Annotated in this window: 15 protein-coding genes; 7 read left to right on the plus strand and 8 right to left on the minus strand. The window is 48.0% G+C overall.

Translation table 11 applies throughout. The features are described 5' to 3' along the window. Window positions 1-19 precede the first annotated feature (19 nt). The gene (leuS, locus tag BC349_RS07975; protein WP_187256225.1) at window positions 20-2797 is read right to left on the minus strand and encodes a leucine--tRNA ligase; all 2778 of its coding nucleotides are present in this window, start codon (window positions 2795-2797) and stop codon (window positions 20-22) included. Window positions 2798-3055: 258 nt separating this feature from the next. Here leuS and BC349_RS07980 point away from each other — a divergent pair, with 258 nt between their 5' ends. From BC349_RS07980 to BC349_RS08000, 5 genes are read left to right on the plus strand one after another with little or no spacing between them, the layout of a single operon-like run. After that, complete coding sequence (locus tag BC349_RS07980) at window positions 3056-3928, plus strand: cell division protein FtsX (RefSeq protein WP_187256226.1); 873 nt, start codon at window positions 3056-3058, stop codon at window positions 3926-3928. Window positions 3929-3984: 56 nt separating this feature from the next. Then, entirely contained in the window at window positions 3985-4242 is a 258-nt protein-coding gene (locus tag BC349_RS07985) for a DUF3098 domain-containing protein (protein ID WP_187256227.1), read from the plus strand. Window positions 4243-4252: 10 nt separating this feature from the next. Next, window positions 4253-5080, plus strand: a complete 828-nt coding sequence (locus BC349_RS07990; RefSeq protein ID WP_187256228.1) for an undecaprenyl-diphosphate phosphatase — start codon at window positions 4253-4255, stop codon at window positions 5078-5080. A gap of 44 nt (window positions 5081-5124) precedes the next feature. Beyond that, window positions 5125-6459, plus strand: coding sequence for an MFS transporter (locus BC349_RS07995; RefSeq protein ID WP_187256229.1), 1335 nt, complete (start codon window positions 5125-5127; stop codon window positions 6457-6459). Further along, complete coding sequence (locus BC349_RS08000) at window positions 6440-7330, plus strand: MBL fold metallo-hydrolase (RefSeq protein WP_187256230.1); 891 nt, start codon at window positions 6440-6442, stop codon at window positions 7328-7330. Before BC349_RS07995 ends, BC349_RS08000 begins: the two co-directional genes overlap by 20 nt. Before the next feature lie 28 nt (window positions 7331-7358). Here BC349_RS08000 and BC349_RS08005 read toward each other — a convergent pair whose 3' ends face one another. Together BC349_RS08005 and BC349_RS08010 are read right to left on the minus strand one after the other, a co-directional pair. Beyond that, a complete protein-coding gene (locus tag BC349_RS08005) occupies window positions 7359-8153 on the minus strand; it encodes a DUF3108 domain-containing protein (RefSeq protein ID WP_187256231.1) in 795 nt (264 codons plus the stop codon). Between the two features lie 4 nt (window positions 8154-8157). Beyond that, a complete protein-coding gene (locus BC349_RS08010) occupies window positions 8158-9171 on the minus strand; it encodes a lysylphosphatidylglycerol synthase transmembrane domain-containing protein (protein WP_187256232.1) in 1014 nt (337 codons plus the stop codon). Window positions 9172-9190: 19 nt separating this feature from the next. Here BC349_RS08010 and ruvC point away from each other — a divergent pair, with 19 nt between their 5' ends. Then, the gene (gene ruvC / locus BC349_RS08015) at window positions 9191-9763 is read left to right on the plus strand and encodes a crossover junction endodeoxyribonuclease RuvC (protein ID WP_187256233.1); all 573 of its coding nucleotides are present in this window, start codon (window positions 9191-9193) and stop codon (window positions 9761-9763) included. Window positions 9764-9780: 17 nt separating this feature from the next. Then, window positions 9781-11310 (plus strand): M20/M25/M40 family metallo-hydrolase, encoded by a 1530-nt coding sequence (locus tag BC349_RS08020; protein WP_187256234.1) that lies wholly within the window; start codon window positions 9781-9783, stop codon window positions 11308-11310. A gap of 104 nt (window positions 11311-11414) precedes the next feature. On the opposite strand, the gene BC349_RS08025 is transcribed toward BC349_RS08020, so the two are convergent. From BC349_RS08025 to BC349_RS08045, 5 genes are all read right to left on the minus strand, one after another. Continuing rightward, complete coding sequence (locus BC349_RS08025) at window positions 11415-11804, minus strand: HIT family protein (RefSeq protein WP_187256235.1); 390 nt, start codon at window positions 11802-11804, stop codon at window positions 11415-11417. Further along, the gene (locus tag BC349_RS08030; RefSeq protein WP_187256236.1) at window positions 11801-12508 is read right to left on the minus strand and encodes a hypothetical protein; all 708 of its coding nucleotides are present in this window, start codon (window positions 12506-12508) and stop codon (window positions 11801-11803) included. The genes BC349_RS08025 and BC349_RS08030 overlap by 4 nt, the downstream gene beginning before the upstream one ends. 201 nt (window positions 12509-12709) lie before the next feature. Continuing rightward, complete coding sequence (gene greA / locus BC349_RS08035) at window positions 12710-13183, minus strand: transcription elongation factor GreA (protein ID WP_187256237.1); 474 nt, start codon at window positions 13181-13183, stop codon at window positions 12710-12712. 200 nt (window positions 13184-13383) lie between these two features. Then, the gene (locus BC349_RS08040) at window positions 13384-14826 is read right to left on the minus strand and encodes a SusD/RagB family nutrient-binding outer membrane lipoprotein (RefSeq protein ID WP_187256238.1); all 1443 of its coding nucleotides are present in this window, start codon (window positions 14824-14826) and stop codon (window positions 13384-13386) included. Between the two features lie 18 nt (window positions 14827-14844). Further along, on the minus strand, window positions 14845-18030 hold the full coding sequence (locus BC349_RS08045) for a SusC/RagA family TonB-linked outer membrane protein (protein ID WP_187256239.1): 3186 nt from the start codon (window positions 18028-18030) through the stop codon (window positions 14845-14847). Window positions 18031-18125 lie beyond the last annotated feature (95 nt).

An 18125-nucleotide genomic window follows, 5' to 3' on the forward strand; every position in this document is an offset into this window, starting at 1 on the left:
TTCAGCAGGGAAAACGCGATCAGATGACCACATTGATCATCTTGTTTTTAACGTAGATCACTTTTTTGGGCGATTTACCTTCCAGCCATTTTACCACCGCGGGATCGGCCATAATGATTGCTTCCACCTGTTGCTGGTCGGCATCCAGTGTGATGGTTATTTCTGTGCGGGTCTTACCATTGATAGCTACCGGGTAGGCTTTGGATGATTCCCGTACATATTGTTCTTCAAATTTTGGAAAACCTGCATCCAGCACGCTGCCTTCGTTACCAATCTGTTGCCACAACTCCTCGCAGAGATGGGGGGCATAGGGCGTCAGCAACACAAGCAACTGTTCCAGCACTGATTTCTTGCGGCATTTCAGGTCGTGCAATTCATTTACACAGATCATAAAGGAACTCACCGCCGTATTGAATGAAAACCGTTCGGTGTCTTCTTCAATTTTACGAATGGTCTTGTGCAGCACTTTCAGTTCGGCTGCAGTGGGAGTTTCATTGGTAACCAACAACCCTTTTTCCTCATCTGCGAAGAGCCTCCACAGTTTTTTCAGGAAGCGGTGAACCCCTTCAATTCCCTTGGTATCCCAGGGTTTGCTGATCTCCACCGGTCCGAGGAACATTTCATACATCCTGAAGGTATCGGCACCGAATTTCTCCACAATAAGGTCAGGATTCACGGTGTTGAACTTTGATTTGGACATTTTCTCCACCTCACTGCCGCAGATATATTTACCGTCTTCCAGGATGAACTCTGCGTCGGCGAAATCAGGTTTCCAGGTTTTGAATTCGTTGGTATCCAGTTCGTATCCGTCAACAATATTTACGTCCACATGGAGCTTATCGACCTGTTTGCCCTGGTAGCTGTCCTCCCGGTCTAGCAATCCTTTTGAAATATAGGTATGTGTTCCATGCAACCTGTACACAAAGCGGCTGCTGCCCTGGATCATTCCCTGGTTCACCAGCTTTTTATAGGGCTCATCAAAACCGATATGGCCCAGGTCATATAATGCTTTGGTCCACATGCGGCTGTAGAGCAGGTGACCCACGGCATGCTCCGTTCCGCCAATGTACAGGTCCACCTGTCCCCAGTAATCACTCACTTTACGGTCACAGAAGGACTTATCATTGTGCGGGTCCATATACCGGAGGAAGTACCAGGATGACCCTGCATAACCCGGCATGGTATTGGTTTCCAGCTCACGGGCAACCCACTCGGGAATATTGGCAAGCGGGCCCTCACCTTCTGGCCCGGGCCTGTAACTGTCCACATGCGGCAGTTCCAGCGGCAGGGCTGATTCCTCCAGGGGTACGGCCACACCATCTTTCCACTGAATGGGGAAAGGTTCGCCCCAATAACGCTGACGGCTAAACGCCGCGTCCCGCATCCTGAAATTCACCTTCCGGTGACCGATTCCCATGGCTTCAATTTTACCGATCACGATCTCGATGGCATCCCTCATGGGCACGCCATTCAGAAAGCCGCTGTTTTCCAGCAATGCGTCCTTGGTTGGATTGGCTTCCACCCCATTATACAGGGAACCAATGATATTGGTGATGGGAATATTGAAATGTTCGGCAAACTTATGGTCGCGCTCATCGCCGCAGGGAACAGCCATAATGGCGCCTGTTCCATAACCTGCCAGTACATATTCAGAGATCCAGATGGGAATTTCGCGGCCATCAAAAGGGTTAAGTGCATAGGCCCCCGTAAACACGCCGCTAATCTTTTTTTCAGCCATGCGCTCGCGCTCACTACGGCTTTTTACATAGTCCAGGTATTCATCCACTGCAGCCGCCTGCCCCGAAGATTTCAGGCATTCGACGATATCCAGTTCAGGTGCCACCACCATAAAATCCACCCCAAAGATCGTATCCGGCCGGGTGGTATATACCCTTAACTTATTAAGAGCCCCCTGTTCACTTTTTACAGCAAAATCAATTTCAGCGCCGAAACTCTTGCCAATCCAGTTGGTCTGCATTTCCTTCATCGCATCGCTGAACTCTATGCGCTCCAAACCTTCCAGCAGGCGATCGGCATATTCGGTAATGCGCAGGTACCATTGGCGAAGCCTTTTCTTTATCACCAGGTGACCACCCCGTTCGCTTACACCATTTACCACCTCATCATTGGCAAGTACGGTTCCAAGTGCTTCGCACCAGTTCACCTCACCGTATCCGCAATAGGCCAGCCGATAATCCATCAGGATTTCCTGGCGATGTTTCTCAGTAAAGCCCGCCCAGTCGGCGGCGGAGAACCTGAGCCTTGCATTACCCGGACAATCATGATTTATATTCCCCTCCGTTTCAAAGGCTGCCACCAGCGCAGAAATCGGTTCAGCCTTGCCGTTATGCCGGTTGAAGAAGGAATTGAATAACTGAAGAAATATCCACTGGGTCCATTTATAGTAACCCGGCTCACAGGTCCGTACTTCGCGGTCCCAGTCAAAACAGAAACCGATATTATCGAGCTGCTTGCGAAAATTATTGATATTCTGATCGGTGCTGATGGCAGGATGGACACCATGTTCGATGGCGTATTGCTCCGCCGGCAGGCCGAAAGCATCGTAGCCCATGGGGTGAAGTACATTATATCCTTTCAGTCTTTTATAACGGCTGTAAATATCACTGGCGATATAACCCAGGGGATGGCCCACATGCAGTCCCGCACCACTGGGGTAGGGAAACATATCAAGTACATAACATTTGGGCCTGGTGGAATCGTTGAAAACCTTGTAAGCATTGGTTGTTTTCCACTGCTGCTGCCATTTCTGTTCTATCTGCCTGAAACTGTACTCCATTATTCTCTGCTGATTAAATAAATTGAATGAAACCCGACTATTGAAAGCTTCACGGCAAAAAATGTTCTGGCCTGACTGGATCGGGACTTCCCTGCGGAAAATGTGAAAGTGAACTTAAAAATGGTGTACCCGTTCCCAAACCTGCAATAATACTACCGGTTGCGATCGTTTAGTGGGTCACAAAAATACAAACAGAACCGGTAAAACCGCTATTTTTGTCACTATTGTCACAGTACTAACCCACTGAAATCTGTAAACATGACGCAAATCGGAAAATCATCCGCCAAACGTTCCCAGCCCTCCTATTTCATGTCCATCCTGGGCGTTTCACTGGTGCTTTTCATCCTGGGACTCCTTGGCTGGATTGTGATCAACGCCAATAAACTGGGTCAGTATTTCAAGGAAAATGTGGAAGTCAGGGTTTACCTGCGTGAAAACATCACCCCCAAAGACAGCGTGGCCCTGGTTCAGTATATTGCCAATAAACCCTATGTGAAGGAATATACCTATGTCACCAAGGAAGATGCCCGCAAGAAATTCATCGCTGATGGCAATGATGACTGGAAGAACATCATGGATGCCAATCCGCTTCCTGCCAGTATTGATTTCAAGCTCCGCAACCAATATGTGCACATCGATTCATTAACAGCCATTGCAGCCGACCTGGAACAGAATATCGGTGTGAATGATGTACAATATCCCAGGGCGCTCATCGACAACCTTAATAAGAATGTTCAGAAAATAAGCATGATCCTGCTGATTGTTGCGATCGTACTGTGTATTGTGGTGATCATTCTGATCGACAATACCATACGCCTGGCCATGTTCTCCAACCGTTTCCTGATCAAAACCATGCAGATGGTAGGGGCTACCAGGGGCTTTATTGCCAAACCCATGGACGTCAGGGCCATCATTAACGGGGCCATCAGCGGGGTGATTGCGCTGGCCGGCATATTTGCACTGATCATATTCTCTGAACAGCAATTACCCGAACTGAAAGCCATGCGGGACATCACCTGGCTCGTACTCCTGGGCGCAGGCATCATTTTACTGGGCATTTTGATTTCCCTGCTGAGTACGCACAGAAGCGTTGTTAAATACCTGAAGATGAAGCTGGATGACCTTTATTAGGCTGGGCTGAAGGGTGAGAGTTGAAATTGTATACATTTGATTTTTAAATTTTTTTCATGTCCAAGAAAGAAGCCAAAACTGTTTCGCATACTTCCGAGAGCCTTTTCGGAAAAGAAAATTATATCTGGATGGTTGCCGGGGTGGCAGTTATTGCGATTGGGATGTTACTGATGTCTGGAGGCAAGAGCAGCGATGCCGGTGTATTTGACCAGAAGGAGATATACAGCACTACCAGGATCACCATCGCTCCCCTCTTAATCCTGGCCGGCCTGGCACTGGAAGTGGTAGCCATTTTCAAGAAGCCGAAAGCCTGACCCCAACCATATGAGCATATTCGAAGCCGTCATTATTGCCATCGTGGAGGGCCTGACTGAATTTCTGCCTGTTTCCTCTACCGGGCACATGATTGTGGCAAGTTCATTACTGGGTATCCATAAGGAAGAGTTTACCAAACTCTTCGAAGTTGCCATCCAGTTGGGGGCCATCATGGCCGTGGTGGTACTTTACTGGAAAAAATTCATCGATTTCAAAAGCATGGCCTTTTACATCAAACTGGGCCTTGCGGTTATTCCCGCCCTGCTGCTGGGATTCCTGTTTTCGGACCAGATCGATGCATTACTGGAAAGTCCGCTGACCGTTGCCATCACATTGTTGCTGGGTGGTTTCATCCTGCTCTATATTGATCGCGCCTTTCAACACCCTGCTATACACGAAGAAAAAGAGATCAGCTTCAGCCGGGCCATTATCATTGGGGCCTGGCAGTGCCTGGCCATGATTCCGGGTGTAAGCCGCAGTGCAGCATCCATTATTGGCGGCATGCAGCAAAAACTTTCCAGGAATGTAGCGGCAGAATTTTCCTTCTTCCTGGCAGTTCCGACCATGGCAGCTGCCACCGGATATTCGCTGGTACTAAAAGACTGGGAGAACGGCACCGGTGGGCTACAAAAAGGATATGAGCTCCTGCTCAGTTCATCCGAAAATATCACCGCATTTGTGGTAGGTAATATCGTTGCATTTGTGGTGGCCCTGCTGGCCATCAGGTTCTTTATAGGTTTCCTGCAAAAACATGGATTCCGCTGGTTCGGCTACTACAGGATTGTTGCAGGAATAATTCTGCTTATATTGCTGTGGACAGGGGTAATTCATAATTGAGTGGGGTTAATCCACAAACCACGACCTACAAACCATCAACCTGCATGCAGACTGCACCCAAAAAAGTCATCAACGGCTGGGCCATGTACGACTGGGCGAACAGTGCCTATAACCTGGTCATCACTTCCACCATTTTTCCCGCGTACTATGTTGGCATCACCACCGTCGCCAATGACAGCGGCACCGATGACCATACAGTAAAATTTTTCGGTCGTGAATTCGTGAATACCGCATTGATGGACTATGCCCTTTCCATTGTCTTTATCATTGTGGCATTCAGTTCACCGATATTATCCTCCATCGCCGACTACCGCCGCAATAAAAAAGTTTACCTGCGATGGTTCAGCCTGATGGGCTCCGCCGCCTGTGTCGGCTTATTCTTTTTTACACCGCAGCGTATTGAACTGGGCATCATACTTTTTTCCATTGCAGCGCTGGGCTACTGGGCCAGCCTGGTTTTCTACAATTCCTACCTGCCGGATATTGCAGCTCCCGAAGACCAGGACAGGGTCAGCGCGAAAGGTTTTGCACTGGGATATATCGGAAGTGTATTGCTGCAGATCATCTGTTTTATCATCATACTTAAACCCGGACTGTTCGGACTGGATGAAACTGATAAAACCATTGGTGCAAGAATATCCTTCCTCCTGGTAGGCATCTGGTGGTTCGGCTTTGCACAGTTCACCCTGCGCGTGATGCCCCTCAGCAGCCGGCAGGAAAGAAAATCCAAAAAACATGTACTCGTGAACGGGTTTCACGAGCTTCAACTCGTATGGAACCAGTTGAAAGAGATGAAAGTTCTCCGAAAATTCCTGCTCTCATTTTTCCTGTACAGCATGGGTGTTCAAACCGTGATGCTGGTGGCTGCCGGTTTTGGCAAAAAGGAGATTTTCCCCCATCCTGATGATGAACCCAAACTGCTGGTCACCATCATCCTGATCCAGCTGGTAGCTGTATTGGGTGCCCTCGGTTTAAGCCGATTATCAAAGCGGATCGGAAACCTCTGGGTACTGATCCTTTGTGTATGTATCTGGATCGGGATCTGTATAGCAGGTTATTATGTGCAAACCCAGACAGAGTTCTATATCCTGGCCTGCTTTGTCGGGCTGGTAATGGGCGGTATCCAGAGCATGAGCCGCAGCACCTATTCAAAACTCTTACCTGAAACCCAGGACACGACCTCTTTTTTCAGCTTCTATGATGTAACTGAAAAAGTGGCCATTGTAATCGGAATCTTTACCTTCGGATACCTGGAAGAATTAACAGGCAGCATGCGCAATTCCATCGTGGCGCTCGGAACATTTTTTGTACTGGGATTGCTGGCATTGATCTACACGAAAAAAGTTTACGACAGGCACCATGAAACTCTACACCATTAATACCGGAAATTTCAAGCTGGATGGCGGCGCCATGTTCGGCGTGGTTCCCAAATCCATCTGGAATAAACTGAACCCTGCTGACGAGAACAATCTTTGCAGCTGGTCCATGCGATGCCTGCTGATTGAAGACGGCAAGCGCCTGATACTTATTGACAATGGCATGGGCGATAAGCAGGATGCCAAATTCATGGGACACTATTACCTGCATGGAGACGATACACTGGATAAATCACTGGCTGCGCATGGGTTTCACCGCGATGACATCACCGATGTGCTCCTGACCCACCTGCATTTTGACCATTGCGGCGGCAGCATTATCCGGCAGGGAGACAAACTGGTGCCGGCATTTAAAAACGCTGTTTACTGGAGTAATGAGGGCCACTGGAACTGGGCCGTCCATCCGAATGACAGGGAAAAAGCTTCCTTCCTGAAAGAAAACATCCTTCCCATAAAGGAAAGCGGACAGTTGCAGTTTATTCCCACACCGCTGCCGGTTAAACTGCCGGGATCGGACCAGGATGCATTTCATCCCCACCTGCCAACCGCGGTTTTCAGCGATGGTATCAGCCTGAGGTTTGTCAATGGCCACACCCATTCCATGATGCTGCCCCAGGTAGAATACAAAGGCCGGACAATTGTTTTCATGGCCGACCTGCTGCCCTCCACCGCACATATTCCCCTGCCTTATGTAATGGCCTATGACATGTTCCCGCTGACAACACTTCACGAAAAGAAATCATTTCTCAGTGAAGCACAGCAAAACAATTATATACTTTTCTTTGAACATGACCCCAGAAACGAATGCTGTGAACTTGAGCTAACGGAAAAGGGTATCCGCAGTAGTAAAATCCTCCAACTAAACGAACTCTAACCCCCATTCACCATTCACCATTCACCGTTTACCTCACCCCTATCAGGCTCGACAACGGGTAACGTAAATTCCGGTAACTCATCATATCCACTTTTATGCTGCCCACACTGATTGGGCTTTCCACGCGCAGCGGAATTTTATTACCGTCATCACTTACCCAAACCACCATTTTCTCGCCGCCTTCAAAGATGGTTCCCTTTACGAGCAGGGGTTTGAACTTGATGGCGCGGAACTTGCCGTATTTTGTCTTGATCGTTTCCTTACCCAGGTAGCGGATATAGAGGTTATAGGTTTCGTTATCGAGAAACATGGAGAAAGGGATCTTATCACCCACCTTGTATTTATTGAAATCAATATTGCGGGCATAGTAGATGGAACTGATCACATCCTGAACGCAATTGGGTACATTGAACACCCCGTCATTTGATATGGCTTTGTTCGCGGCATGGTCAAAATTCACTGTCTGGAACTTGGTATAACCGCCTTCGTACACATTCCTGATAAAGCGGTAAGGCTGCAATGACCCGGTGTCGATATATGATTCATACCGGTCGCGCACCTTAAAAAAACTGTCATAAAAACTATAGGTCTTACCATCCCCTACCACATGGTAAACGGTATTGCCATTCAGTTTGGTAAGGTTAACCAGGAAGTTTGCCTCCCCGGCCCCGATATACATTCCGGCCAGGGTATAAAACACTTTGAATGTAACGGACTCTCCATTCTGGAAAGCAACATTCCGAATGCCGCAGAACTCATTACCCGCATCAAGCCGGTATGAGACCAGTAAAGAAAGTACGGTGGCTATTAAAAATTTTCTCATTTCTTCAATTTTCTTTCGGCCTTCGCGACCCGAATACCCTTACCCTTATAATCAGCAAACTTCCCGCAATTGCCGGTACGATCAGGTTGACCAGCCAGATGGAAACCGTTGCTGTGATGACCCCCAACTGGTTAGCGCTTATCCATCCAAACAACTCCAATGCCAGCTTACCCCTGATTCCTAATTCAGCCAATGCGATAGTGGGAATAATTGCCAGCACCAGGAACTGTATTGCAACCATCCAACCAGCCACCCACAGCGATCCCGTCACCTCAAAACATTGCAGCAGTAAGATATACTGAATCACAAATACTCCATACCTCATCAATGACCATCCAAACACTCTTAACAAAATTCTAACCGGCAGGTGGTCGATCACCAATAAGGCTTTACCCCATTTCTCCACTCCGGGTAATTTTTCCAACAGTCTTACCCACCAGCTTATACGAAGGTAAATTAACATCAACAATAAGCAGATGATTGTAAGCAAGAGACATAACAATCTTATCCATAACAGGTTGGACTGCCAGTATTCCGGAAGGTTTAGTCCCATATATCCGAGATAAAACAACCAAAGGCCGATAGTACCCAGCCATAAAGTAACCAGCAGCTGGCTGAAGCTGCCTACCAGGGTCAGGGAAACCGCCTGCAACCTTTTGCCTTCCGGCAGGTAGAGTACACGCCCGCCGTATTCGCCGATCCGGTTGGGCGTATTGACTGCAAATGCCACTCCGGCAAGGATTGCCTTAAGAGCCTGCCATCCGGATATACGATGTAATGGCAGCAACAGTTCGCGCCATTTAAGTGCTTCCAGTCCCCAGTTTACCACCATAAGCAGGACAGCCACAGTGAATTTCCAGGCATTATTGCCCTGCAGAGACTGCCTGATGTGCAGCCAGGCATCAGGCAGATCAGGCTGTTGTTTGATTTGTTGGTATATGGACCAGGAGAGCCAGATGAATATTAAGGGGCCCAACCAGTAGTTGAGGAAGATTTTGATATTTTTGCTGTCTGACATCCCCGTTAAAAATAACTTCTTGTCGCAAAAAAGCTCCAAAATAATTCTCGGCATTGACCCCGGCACCATCGTAATGGGCTATGGACTCGTTTCAGTAACCGGCCAGCAACTGTCATTACTGGAGATGAATGTACTTAAGCTCAACCCTAAAAAAGACCAGCACACGCGGCTTGAACTGATCCATCGGAAGGTAACCGAATTGATCATTGAATTCCGGCCAACCACCTTTGCCATCGAAGCGCCCTTTTTTGGGAAGAATGTGCAGAGTATGCTGAAACTGGGAAGAGCCCAGGGTGTTGCTATTGCTGCAGCCATTCAGGCCGGACTGGAGGTATGCGAGTATTCCCCCAAAAAAGTGAAGCAATCCATAACCGGAAATGGAAATGCCGACAAAGACCAGGTCTGGAGTATGTTACAAAGGATACTGTCCATTAAAGGCACCCCCGACTATCTTGATGCATCAGACGCCCTGGCTGTTGCCATCTGCCACTATTACCAGACCAACTCACTGGTACCAACAAACGCTGCAGGCAAGGCCAAAGGCTGGGAAGATTTTCTTCGCCAGAACAGCCATCGCATCAAAAATCAATGATTTTTAAACAACATCAAATGAAACTACGTTCCCCATTGCTGCTGGTCACCGCGACCTGTCTTACCATTCAGATCCAGGCCCAGCAAACCATTGGGCAGGTGCGTAATTACCGCCAGGCCAATGAACAAAAGATCATGGCCGAATATCTTGAATTCCTTGCAATACCAAATGTTACCAGCGATACCGTCAATATCCGCCGGAATATTGATTTTATCAAAGGTATGATGGAATCGAGGGGCATTGAAGTGAAGCTGCTGGGTGGCCGCACACCCGGAGTGAACAAGGCAGTGATGGGGAAAGTGACGGTTCCCGGAGCTACCCAGACAATCGGATTCTATGCCCACTATGACGGCCAGCCGGTGAATCCAAAACAATGGGCACCCGGACTGGAGCCATTTAAACCGGTATTCCTGACGGCTGCCATAGAGAATGGAGGCAAAATCATTTCAGATTACCGGCCGGGGCAACCTATCCAGCCAAACTGGCGACTAAGTGGCCGGGGAAGTGCCGATGATAAAGCCGGCGTGATGACCATCCTCAATGCTTATGAGGCACTGGTAAAAAACAAGACCAAACTGAAACACAACCTAATCTTCCTTTTTGAGGGCGAGGAAGAAGAGGGTTCCACCCACCTGGATGAAATTTTCGAAGAACATACACAGGAACTCAAAGCCGATTGCTGGATCATATCTGATGGACCCCGACATGTATCGGGAAAAAAATCCGTCGTATTTGGGGTTAGGGGCGATGTGAATGTCAGCCTTACTGTTTATGGCCCCAAACGCCCCCTCCACAGCGGAAATTATGGCAACTGGGCGCCCAACCCGGCAAGGATGCTGGTGGAGTTACTGGCAGGCATGAAAGACGCCAGTGGCCGGGTTTTAATCAATGGCTTTTATGATGATGTCATTCCGCTGACCGTGCTGGAAAAAGAAGCCCTTGCCAATATTCCCGACATTGAGCAAACCCTGAAAAAAGAACTGGGAATAGTGGAACCTGAAGGCGGCGGACTACCCTTTCTCGAATTACTGAACCAACCCACCCTCAACATAAATGGAATTGCCAGTGCCAATGTTGGCGCCATGGCCAGCAATATTATTCCCGCCAAAGCGGAGGCCGTACTGGACCTGAGACTGGTACTGGGCAATGATGCCGAACGGCAGGTAAAAAAGCTGACGGATCACATCCGTTCAAAAGGATATCATATACTGGATCACGAGCCAACAGATGCAGAAAGAGCAACCTATCCTAAACTGATCAGGGTAAGTGATGGGACAGGTTATAACGCACAACGCACACCGATGAATCTCCCCATTGCCAGGCAGGTAGTGAAGGCAGTGCAATCCACTACCACTGATAAGGTAGTGCTGCTACCATCGGCCGGCGGCAGTCTGCCCTTGTACATGTTTGAAACGATACTCGGTGCAAAAGTGGTCACCGTTCCTGTAGTGAACTACGACAACAACCAGCATGCTGAAAATGAAAATGTGCAGATCAGTTTCCTGTGGGAAGGAATAGAAACGATGGCTGCGCTTATGCTGATGTAGTTCCACCCGTCGGGTGGCTTCCGACGAAATTTCACCCGTCGGGTGGCACCCGACGGGTGAACCAGACGGGTGAACCAGGCGCGGATAATTCCCGTAATGCCTTATTAAAGGAATGCCAGGATCTTGTCCTGTGCGGCTTTCAGCTCTTCCGCATCCACCTTCATTTTGCCCCGGGTAAAATTCAGGTCATCGGTTTCCTGCAGGGGCACCAGGTGCAGGTGGGCATGTGGCACTTCCAGGCCTATAACGGCAGAGCCTACACGCTTGCAGGGAAATGCTTTTTCAATGGCTGCTGCAATGGGCCTGGCAAATACCAGGATTTCTGAAAGGTAATCGTCGGGGATCTCGTAAAATTTATCCACCTCAATTTTGGGCACGACCAGCACATGGCCATGAACCATGGGGTAAACATCCAGAAAAGCGTAGAATTTGTTGTTTTCGGCGATCTTGTAGGAAGGGATTTCGCCGTTGATAATTTTCGTGAATATGGTCATCTTGCGGTGATTGTATGCAAATCAGCCCCCAATGACATCGTCAGTTTAATTTCTTTTGTCTGCCAGGTATCAAAGAATGGCTGCCAGCGTCCCATATTGTAGAACATCCCGAACACTTCACGCTCCACGTTATCTGTCCACAGCTCATCTTTTTTCTCCCATTCCACATTCGTCACCCTGCCCGATGCATCGATGGTCACCACAAAGTTATGATTCCAGTTGGGAATGGTATTGGCTTTATAATAGGCAGCACTGAAATAATCCACCAGCGGCTGCATTCCGAACATGTAAACGGGTTCAATTTTTACTGCGTACCAGCGCTTGAGTTCGGCAATATCCTCACGGGTAAACCCTTGCGGAATATGGTCAAGTTCAATCCGGAACTGGTCACCGGAATTTACAAAAGCGCCACTAACCTGCTGGCCCTTATAATAATAAATAAAATGCTCCAGGCTGTCATTCGGTTCCAGCCGGACCAGAACGGTATCTCCATTATTGAAAAACACCCGGGGACTGATCACTTTATCGTTTCTGAACTGGCAATGCATCAGCGCGTTGCCTTTTTTGTCAAAAAACAGCCATTCTCCCTGCTTGCGTCCCTGTTTATCAAGCTCATTCAGTTTCATGCCCTGCCACTTGATGGTGCGTTGCGCTACCAGGCCGAGTGGCATCAATAAAATCGCTATAAGGAGATTTCTGAACATGGCGCAAAATTATCAGGCCAATGTTACCACAACGTAAAGCCAATGTTACGGGAAGGTTACCAAATTGTTAAGGGGAGGTAGGGGACCCGATGTGAGTAACCGGTTTTTGACCGGGTGGAAAGTAAATGCTATAAAAAAAGCAGCCGCAATTGCGACTGCTTTAAAACACATTGAATCCTTCGGGTATGCAACAAAACCCGTTTATGCAGTGATTTCTTCTACTTTAAACTTAAGAATTCCCGCCGGGGCTTTAACTTCAGCCACCTCCCCAACAGTTTTACCCAGCAGTCCCTGCCCGATGGGCGAGGTTACCGAGATCTTGCCCGACTTCAGATCAGCCTCCTTTTCGGAAACGATCTGGTAAGTAACGGTCTTCCTGGTTGTCATATTGGACACAGTAACTTTTGTGAGGATGGAAACCTTGCTGGTATCGATCGCATCAGCTTCCAGGATCCGGGCATTGGCAAGATCTCCTTCCATTTTTTTGATCTTGGCCTCCAGGATCCCCTGTGCCTCTTTAGCTGCATCATATTCGGCATTCTCACGCAAATCACCTTTTTCTCTTGCTTCCGCAATCGCTCTTGAAGCGGCAGGACGCTCCACAGCCTTCATATGCTGTAGTTCCGCCTTCATTTGTTCAAGGGTTTCTTTAGATACATAAATTACATCAGACATAATTAACCTCCTTTGGTTAAAAAGTAAAAAAAAAGAACAACGCCTTCAGCAGATGCGAAAGCGTTGCACTTAATTAGCTACAAATATAGGGAACTTAATGCTATTGTCCAAGATTGCCAGTAAATAAAAAGGACTGCCTAAAGCAGGCAGCCCTTTTTATCTAAAATATTGATCTTTAGCTATTTAGAATACATTTTGGATTATTTATCCCACCAAACAGGGGTATAATTGTGGTCTTCACCCTGGGCTGCTACAGCCGCATCATAACTGGCTTTGTTGAGGGAGCCTTCCTTGGTAGGATAGCCCTGACGAACCGGAATACCGCGACTGTCAACCGCATCTTCGGCCGGCTCCAGTACGGGGAAACCTGTTCTTCTCCAATCACTCCAGGCCTCATAACCATTCAGGTAGTTGTGTACCCACTTCTCGGTCATAATGCGCTCAATACCATTTCCGGCCACATAGGGAACATTGGCCATATATACAGCGTAATCAGCCGCATCATACACACCATTCATTTCCCAGGAAGCCTTGATGGCATTAGCGTAATGATCAGCCGCAACCGCATCACCACCGTCAATCCAACCAAGCTTCGCAGCCTCGGCCATCATGAACAGTACCTGGGGGTAGTTGAAAATTCGCGCCGGACTGGTTGGTCCGCGGAATGCATCACCAATGCGGCTGTAGGCTGCCGGAATGTTCTTGGCAGAAGCAGAACCATATTCCAGTCCTACATAAGGCGTAGAACCCGACAGTTTTTCAGCATAAACGGCAATGCGCTTATCGCCATTATCCAGCATATAATCCGCCAGTTTGGTACTGATCGCATAATCATTACGGTTACTGATGGTATAGTTGGAATACCAGGGGTTGAAATAGTTGGGATCGTTCAGGAATTTAAAATTGATATTATCACCATTTGAAGCAAGTACACCACCGCTGGCATTCATTGCCGCGAGGAATTCTGCCTTACCCTTGGTCGCATCCACTTTGGAAAGGCGAAGCGCCATGGTCATGCGGAGGGTATTGGCAAATTTTTTCCAGGCACCCATATCACCGCCCAGCAGGATATCACCGGCAACACCATTTCCAGCATCTATGGAAGAAACGGCTGCTGCGAGTTTGGTGAATACATCATTGTAAATAGATTGCTGGGAATCATAGGCGGGTGAAAGTCCATCAGACCCCTTCAGCGCCTCCGTATAAGGAATTGCGCCCCAACGGTCGGTCATATGAATGAAATAATACGATTTCAGGATGGAGGCTACTGCCAGTTGATTGGCCTTGCTGCCATTACCGTCACCGGAACCCGGTGCACTGGTATTTACCATATCCTCAATACGCTGCAGGTCATACAGCGGGTTCAGGAAGAAAGTATTCCAGTCGAAGTTCCGGCCATTGTAAAGGGAAGCCCCGGGATAGGGTCCCTCAGCCAGATACTGAACATAAAAATTGCCTGCGTTGATGGAAAAAGCCGCATCATCCACGTACATGAGTGCACTGGTCAGCAAAAATTTTGTTTCCAGTGCATTCGGACTGGGCTGATTCGGGTTGACGTTAAAATCATCATCAAACTTTGAGCAGGAGGCAGCACTGGTTGCCAGTGTAGCACAGATCAAGGTCTTATATAAAATGTTTCTCATTGTTAATTGTTTTTTCGATTAGAAGGTAAGTTTCAGGGCAGCACCAATTTGCCTGGTGGAACTCAACTGACCACCTTCTGTCCAGGATGCTTCCAATTCTGACGGATCAATTCCCAGGTCTTTACTTTCTGCGTAAATCAGCCAGGCATTGCTTACGAATACGCTGAAGTTAGCATTCTTGGCATACAGCTTATTGGCCACTGATGCCGGGAAATTATAACCCAGACGTACTTCACGCAATTTCACATAAGAGGCATCGTATACGAAGTTGCGGGTGTCGCGCTGAGCGGCAGTATAGTAGTAGTTACGTGCAGGGATGTAAACGGTGCGGTCGGCGCCATTGCCATCACTACCATCCATTCTCACACCACCGCCTAAGCTGGGATACATCCGAATGTCATTTCCTTTGTCGTTTACACCAACAGTTTCAGCAGCCAGTCCGGCTCCCTCGAGATAACGACGGGTTACGGAGCGGAACATACCTCCCTTTTGGAAATCGATGGAGAAAGACAGTTCGAAATTTTTGTAGCGGAAATTGTTGATCAAACCTCCGGTAAAATCGGGCAGCACGCTACCAATTTCCTGGTTGGTTACATAATCAGGCAATCCACTGGCGAAGAGAACGGTTTTACCATTTTTAGGATCCACCTTATATTTCCTTCCGATCAGGGTTCCCCACTCACGACCAACCCTGTGCTCCAGCCTTTCATCACCGGAACCATCATAGAGGTAAACATCCAAACCATCAGCCAGTTCCACTACTTTGGTGGTGTTGCTACCGAGGTTAAAGATCATCTGCCAGTTTTTATTGCGGTCAGACAGGATATCTCCGGTAAGGGTAAGATCCCAACCGGTGGATTGAATTTTTCCGGCGTTGATCTGTACCTGGTTGAATCCGCTCGCATTGGATACGTCCACGTTAATGATCTGATCAATGTTATTATTCTTATAGTAAGCGAAGTCAACTCCCAGTCTGTTGAAGAACTTCAGTTCAGTACCCACTTCGAATGATTTGGACAAAGCTGGCCTGATTCTGCCTGAACGATAAATATCTCCTACAGTAACTGCCGGCGTTCCAGAGAAAGGCTGGCGGCCGGTAAGTGCCGTATTTACTTCAGCAAATCCGATATCTGAACCTACGGAAGCGTAGGCCACCCGAACCTTGCCAAATGTCAGCCAGTCTTTGATTCCACCCTTCATCAGGTCGGAAAACACAAAGCTACCGGTAACGGAATAGTAGAGGTAGGAGTTATCAGTGGAAGGCAGGGAAGAAGACCAGTCATTCCTCAAAGTACCATCCAGGAAGAGGAAGTTCTTATATCCAAATGAAGCCTTACCATATAAGCTCCTTACGAGAAAACGAGACATATCGTTTGTATAGGTCGGAGTGGCTTTACTTGCCCTGATGTTAAACCAGTTTGGCACAGATAATCCGCCATTGGTTCCCATGTAGTTCAATTCTCTCAGGCTTTTGCGGATATTACCACCCACATAACCATCAAAGGAAATGTCACCAAATTTTTTCACATAACCCAGGTTGGTCTCATAGTTCATTTCATTGAAGGCATCTGTGGCGTTCTGGTAGGCATCCAGTTCCAGGCCACCGGTTCCCCTCCTGAAATCGCTCACTGCGTTGTAAGAACTCTTCCTTACATAGGAATACCATTTCAATCCCTTGGCCAGTTCAGCCGTCAGTCCAACGTTTCCAACCAGGCGGTTGGTCCTTCCGGTTCCATAGGCTTCATACGCGATGTAATAAGGGTTGTCCCAGTATTGGGGCGCCAGTAATACATCAAAATCACCTGTACCATTCGGATCACCAATATTCCAGGAATTTACGCGACCATCCGGCTCGCGGTAACGCCTCATGCCTTTCATATCCAACTGGCGCTGGAACCACTGGTTAAAGTTCTGGGTAACGTTCAGTCCATCATTGCGATAGGTCTCATATGGCTGACCAAAACGATCATCATAGGTATAACTCACATCGGTTGACAAACTCAACCGGCTGCTGATATCATAAATACCATTCAGGCTCAGCTGGTGTAATTGTCTTTTTGTATTGGGTAATACCAGGGTTCTGTCCTGGTTCATATAACCCATGCGGAAATTGTAATTGGAACCGGAATTGGTAAAAGAGATGGAGTTGGTCAGGTTACGACCGGTTTCAAAATAGTCTTTTACGTTATCAGGCTGGGCCACCATGGTAGCCAGCTTACCGAAATTTTCACCGGGATACCAGCTGTACCAGGGACGGTACTGTGAAGTTCCGTCGATCTTTGGTCCCCAGCTTTCATCCGCACCATATTCGAGGATATACTGTCCGTCGAAAGCGGCCCAATCGGCCGGGTGGCGGGAGGCATTGTACTTGAATTTGTACCAGCCATCCTGGGTGAAACTGCTGCTGGGAGCCAGCCTTGCAGAACTATAACCACCCGCATACTCGTTCTGGTATTTAGGCAATAAAGCCACATTTTCAAAACTGGCGCTGGTTTTGAAATCTACAGAAGAACCGGCGCCCCGTTTGCCTTTTTTGGATGTCATCACTACTACCCCATTGGCACCGCGCTGACCATACAGAGCGGTTGCGGCAGCACCTTTCAGTACCGTAACAGATTCAACACTCTCCATGCTCACCGCATTCTGGTCAACCGGAGTACCATCCAGGATGAAGAGTGCCGGTGTAAGGGACAAACCCTGTACACCACGAATCATTACACCTGCGTTATCAAAAGTGGAGGAAGGGGAGCCTAACAAACGCACACCGGCTACTTTCCCTGCCAGTGCAGTGGAAACGTCTACGTTATTGGTAAAGTTCAGGTTCGCTCCGCTTACTTCCTGGGCTGCATATCCAAGGGCTTTTTTTTCGCGCTTGATACCAAGTGCTGTTACCACTACTTCACTAAGCTCAGCATCGGCCTGCTCAACGGAAACGTTTAAAGTGGCTGCATCTCCTACAGTAACTTCTTTTGTTGTAATGTCGGTGGAAGAAATCACCAGAATATCCCCGGGTTTAACAGAAATACTGTAATTACCGTTCTGGTCGGCAGACACCCCTTGCGTGGTCCCCTTAACCTTGATGGTAGCGTAAGGGACAGGATTTCCTTTGCTGTCTGTTACCCGGCCGCTTACCGTTTTTGCCTGCCCGAATGCCAGGGCACAAAACAATATGCCTCCGGCTAGCAGTGTTAGAAATTTTCTCATTGCTGTTGTTTTAGTTACAGCGACAAGATAGGTTTTTTATTTTAACATAAATATTTGTTAAAATAGATATTGTTAATCTACCAATGATTATATTA

The organism is Flavihumibacter stibioxidans, assembly GCF_014332695.1.
Classification (GTDB): domain Bacteria; phylum Bacteroidota; class Bacteroidia; order Chitinophagales; family Chitinophagaceae; genus Flavihumibacter; species Flavihumibacter stibioxidans.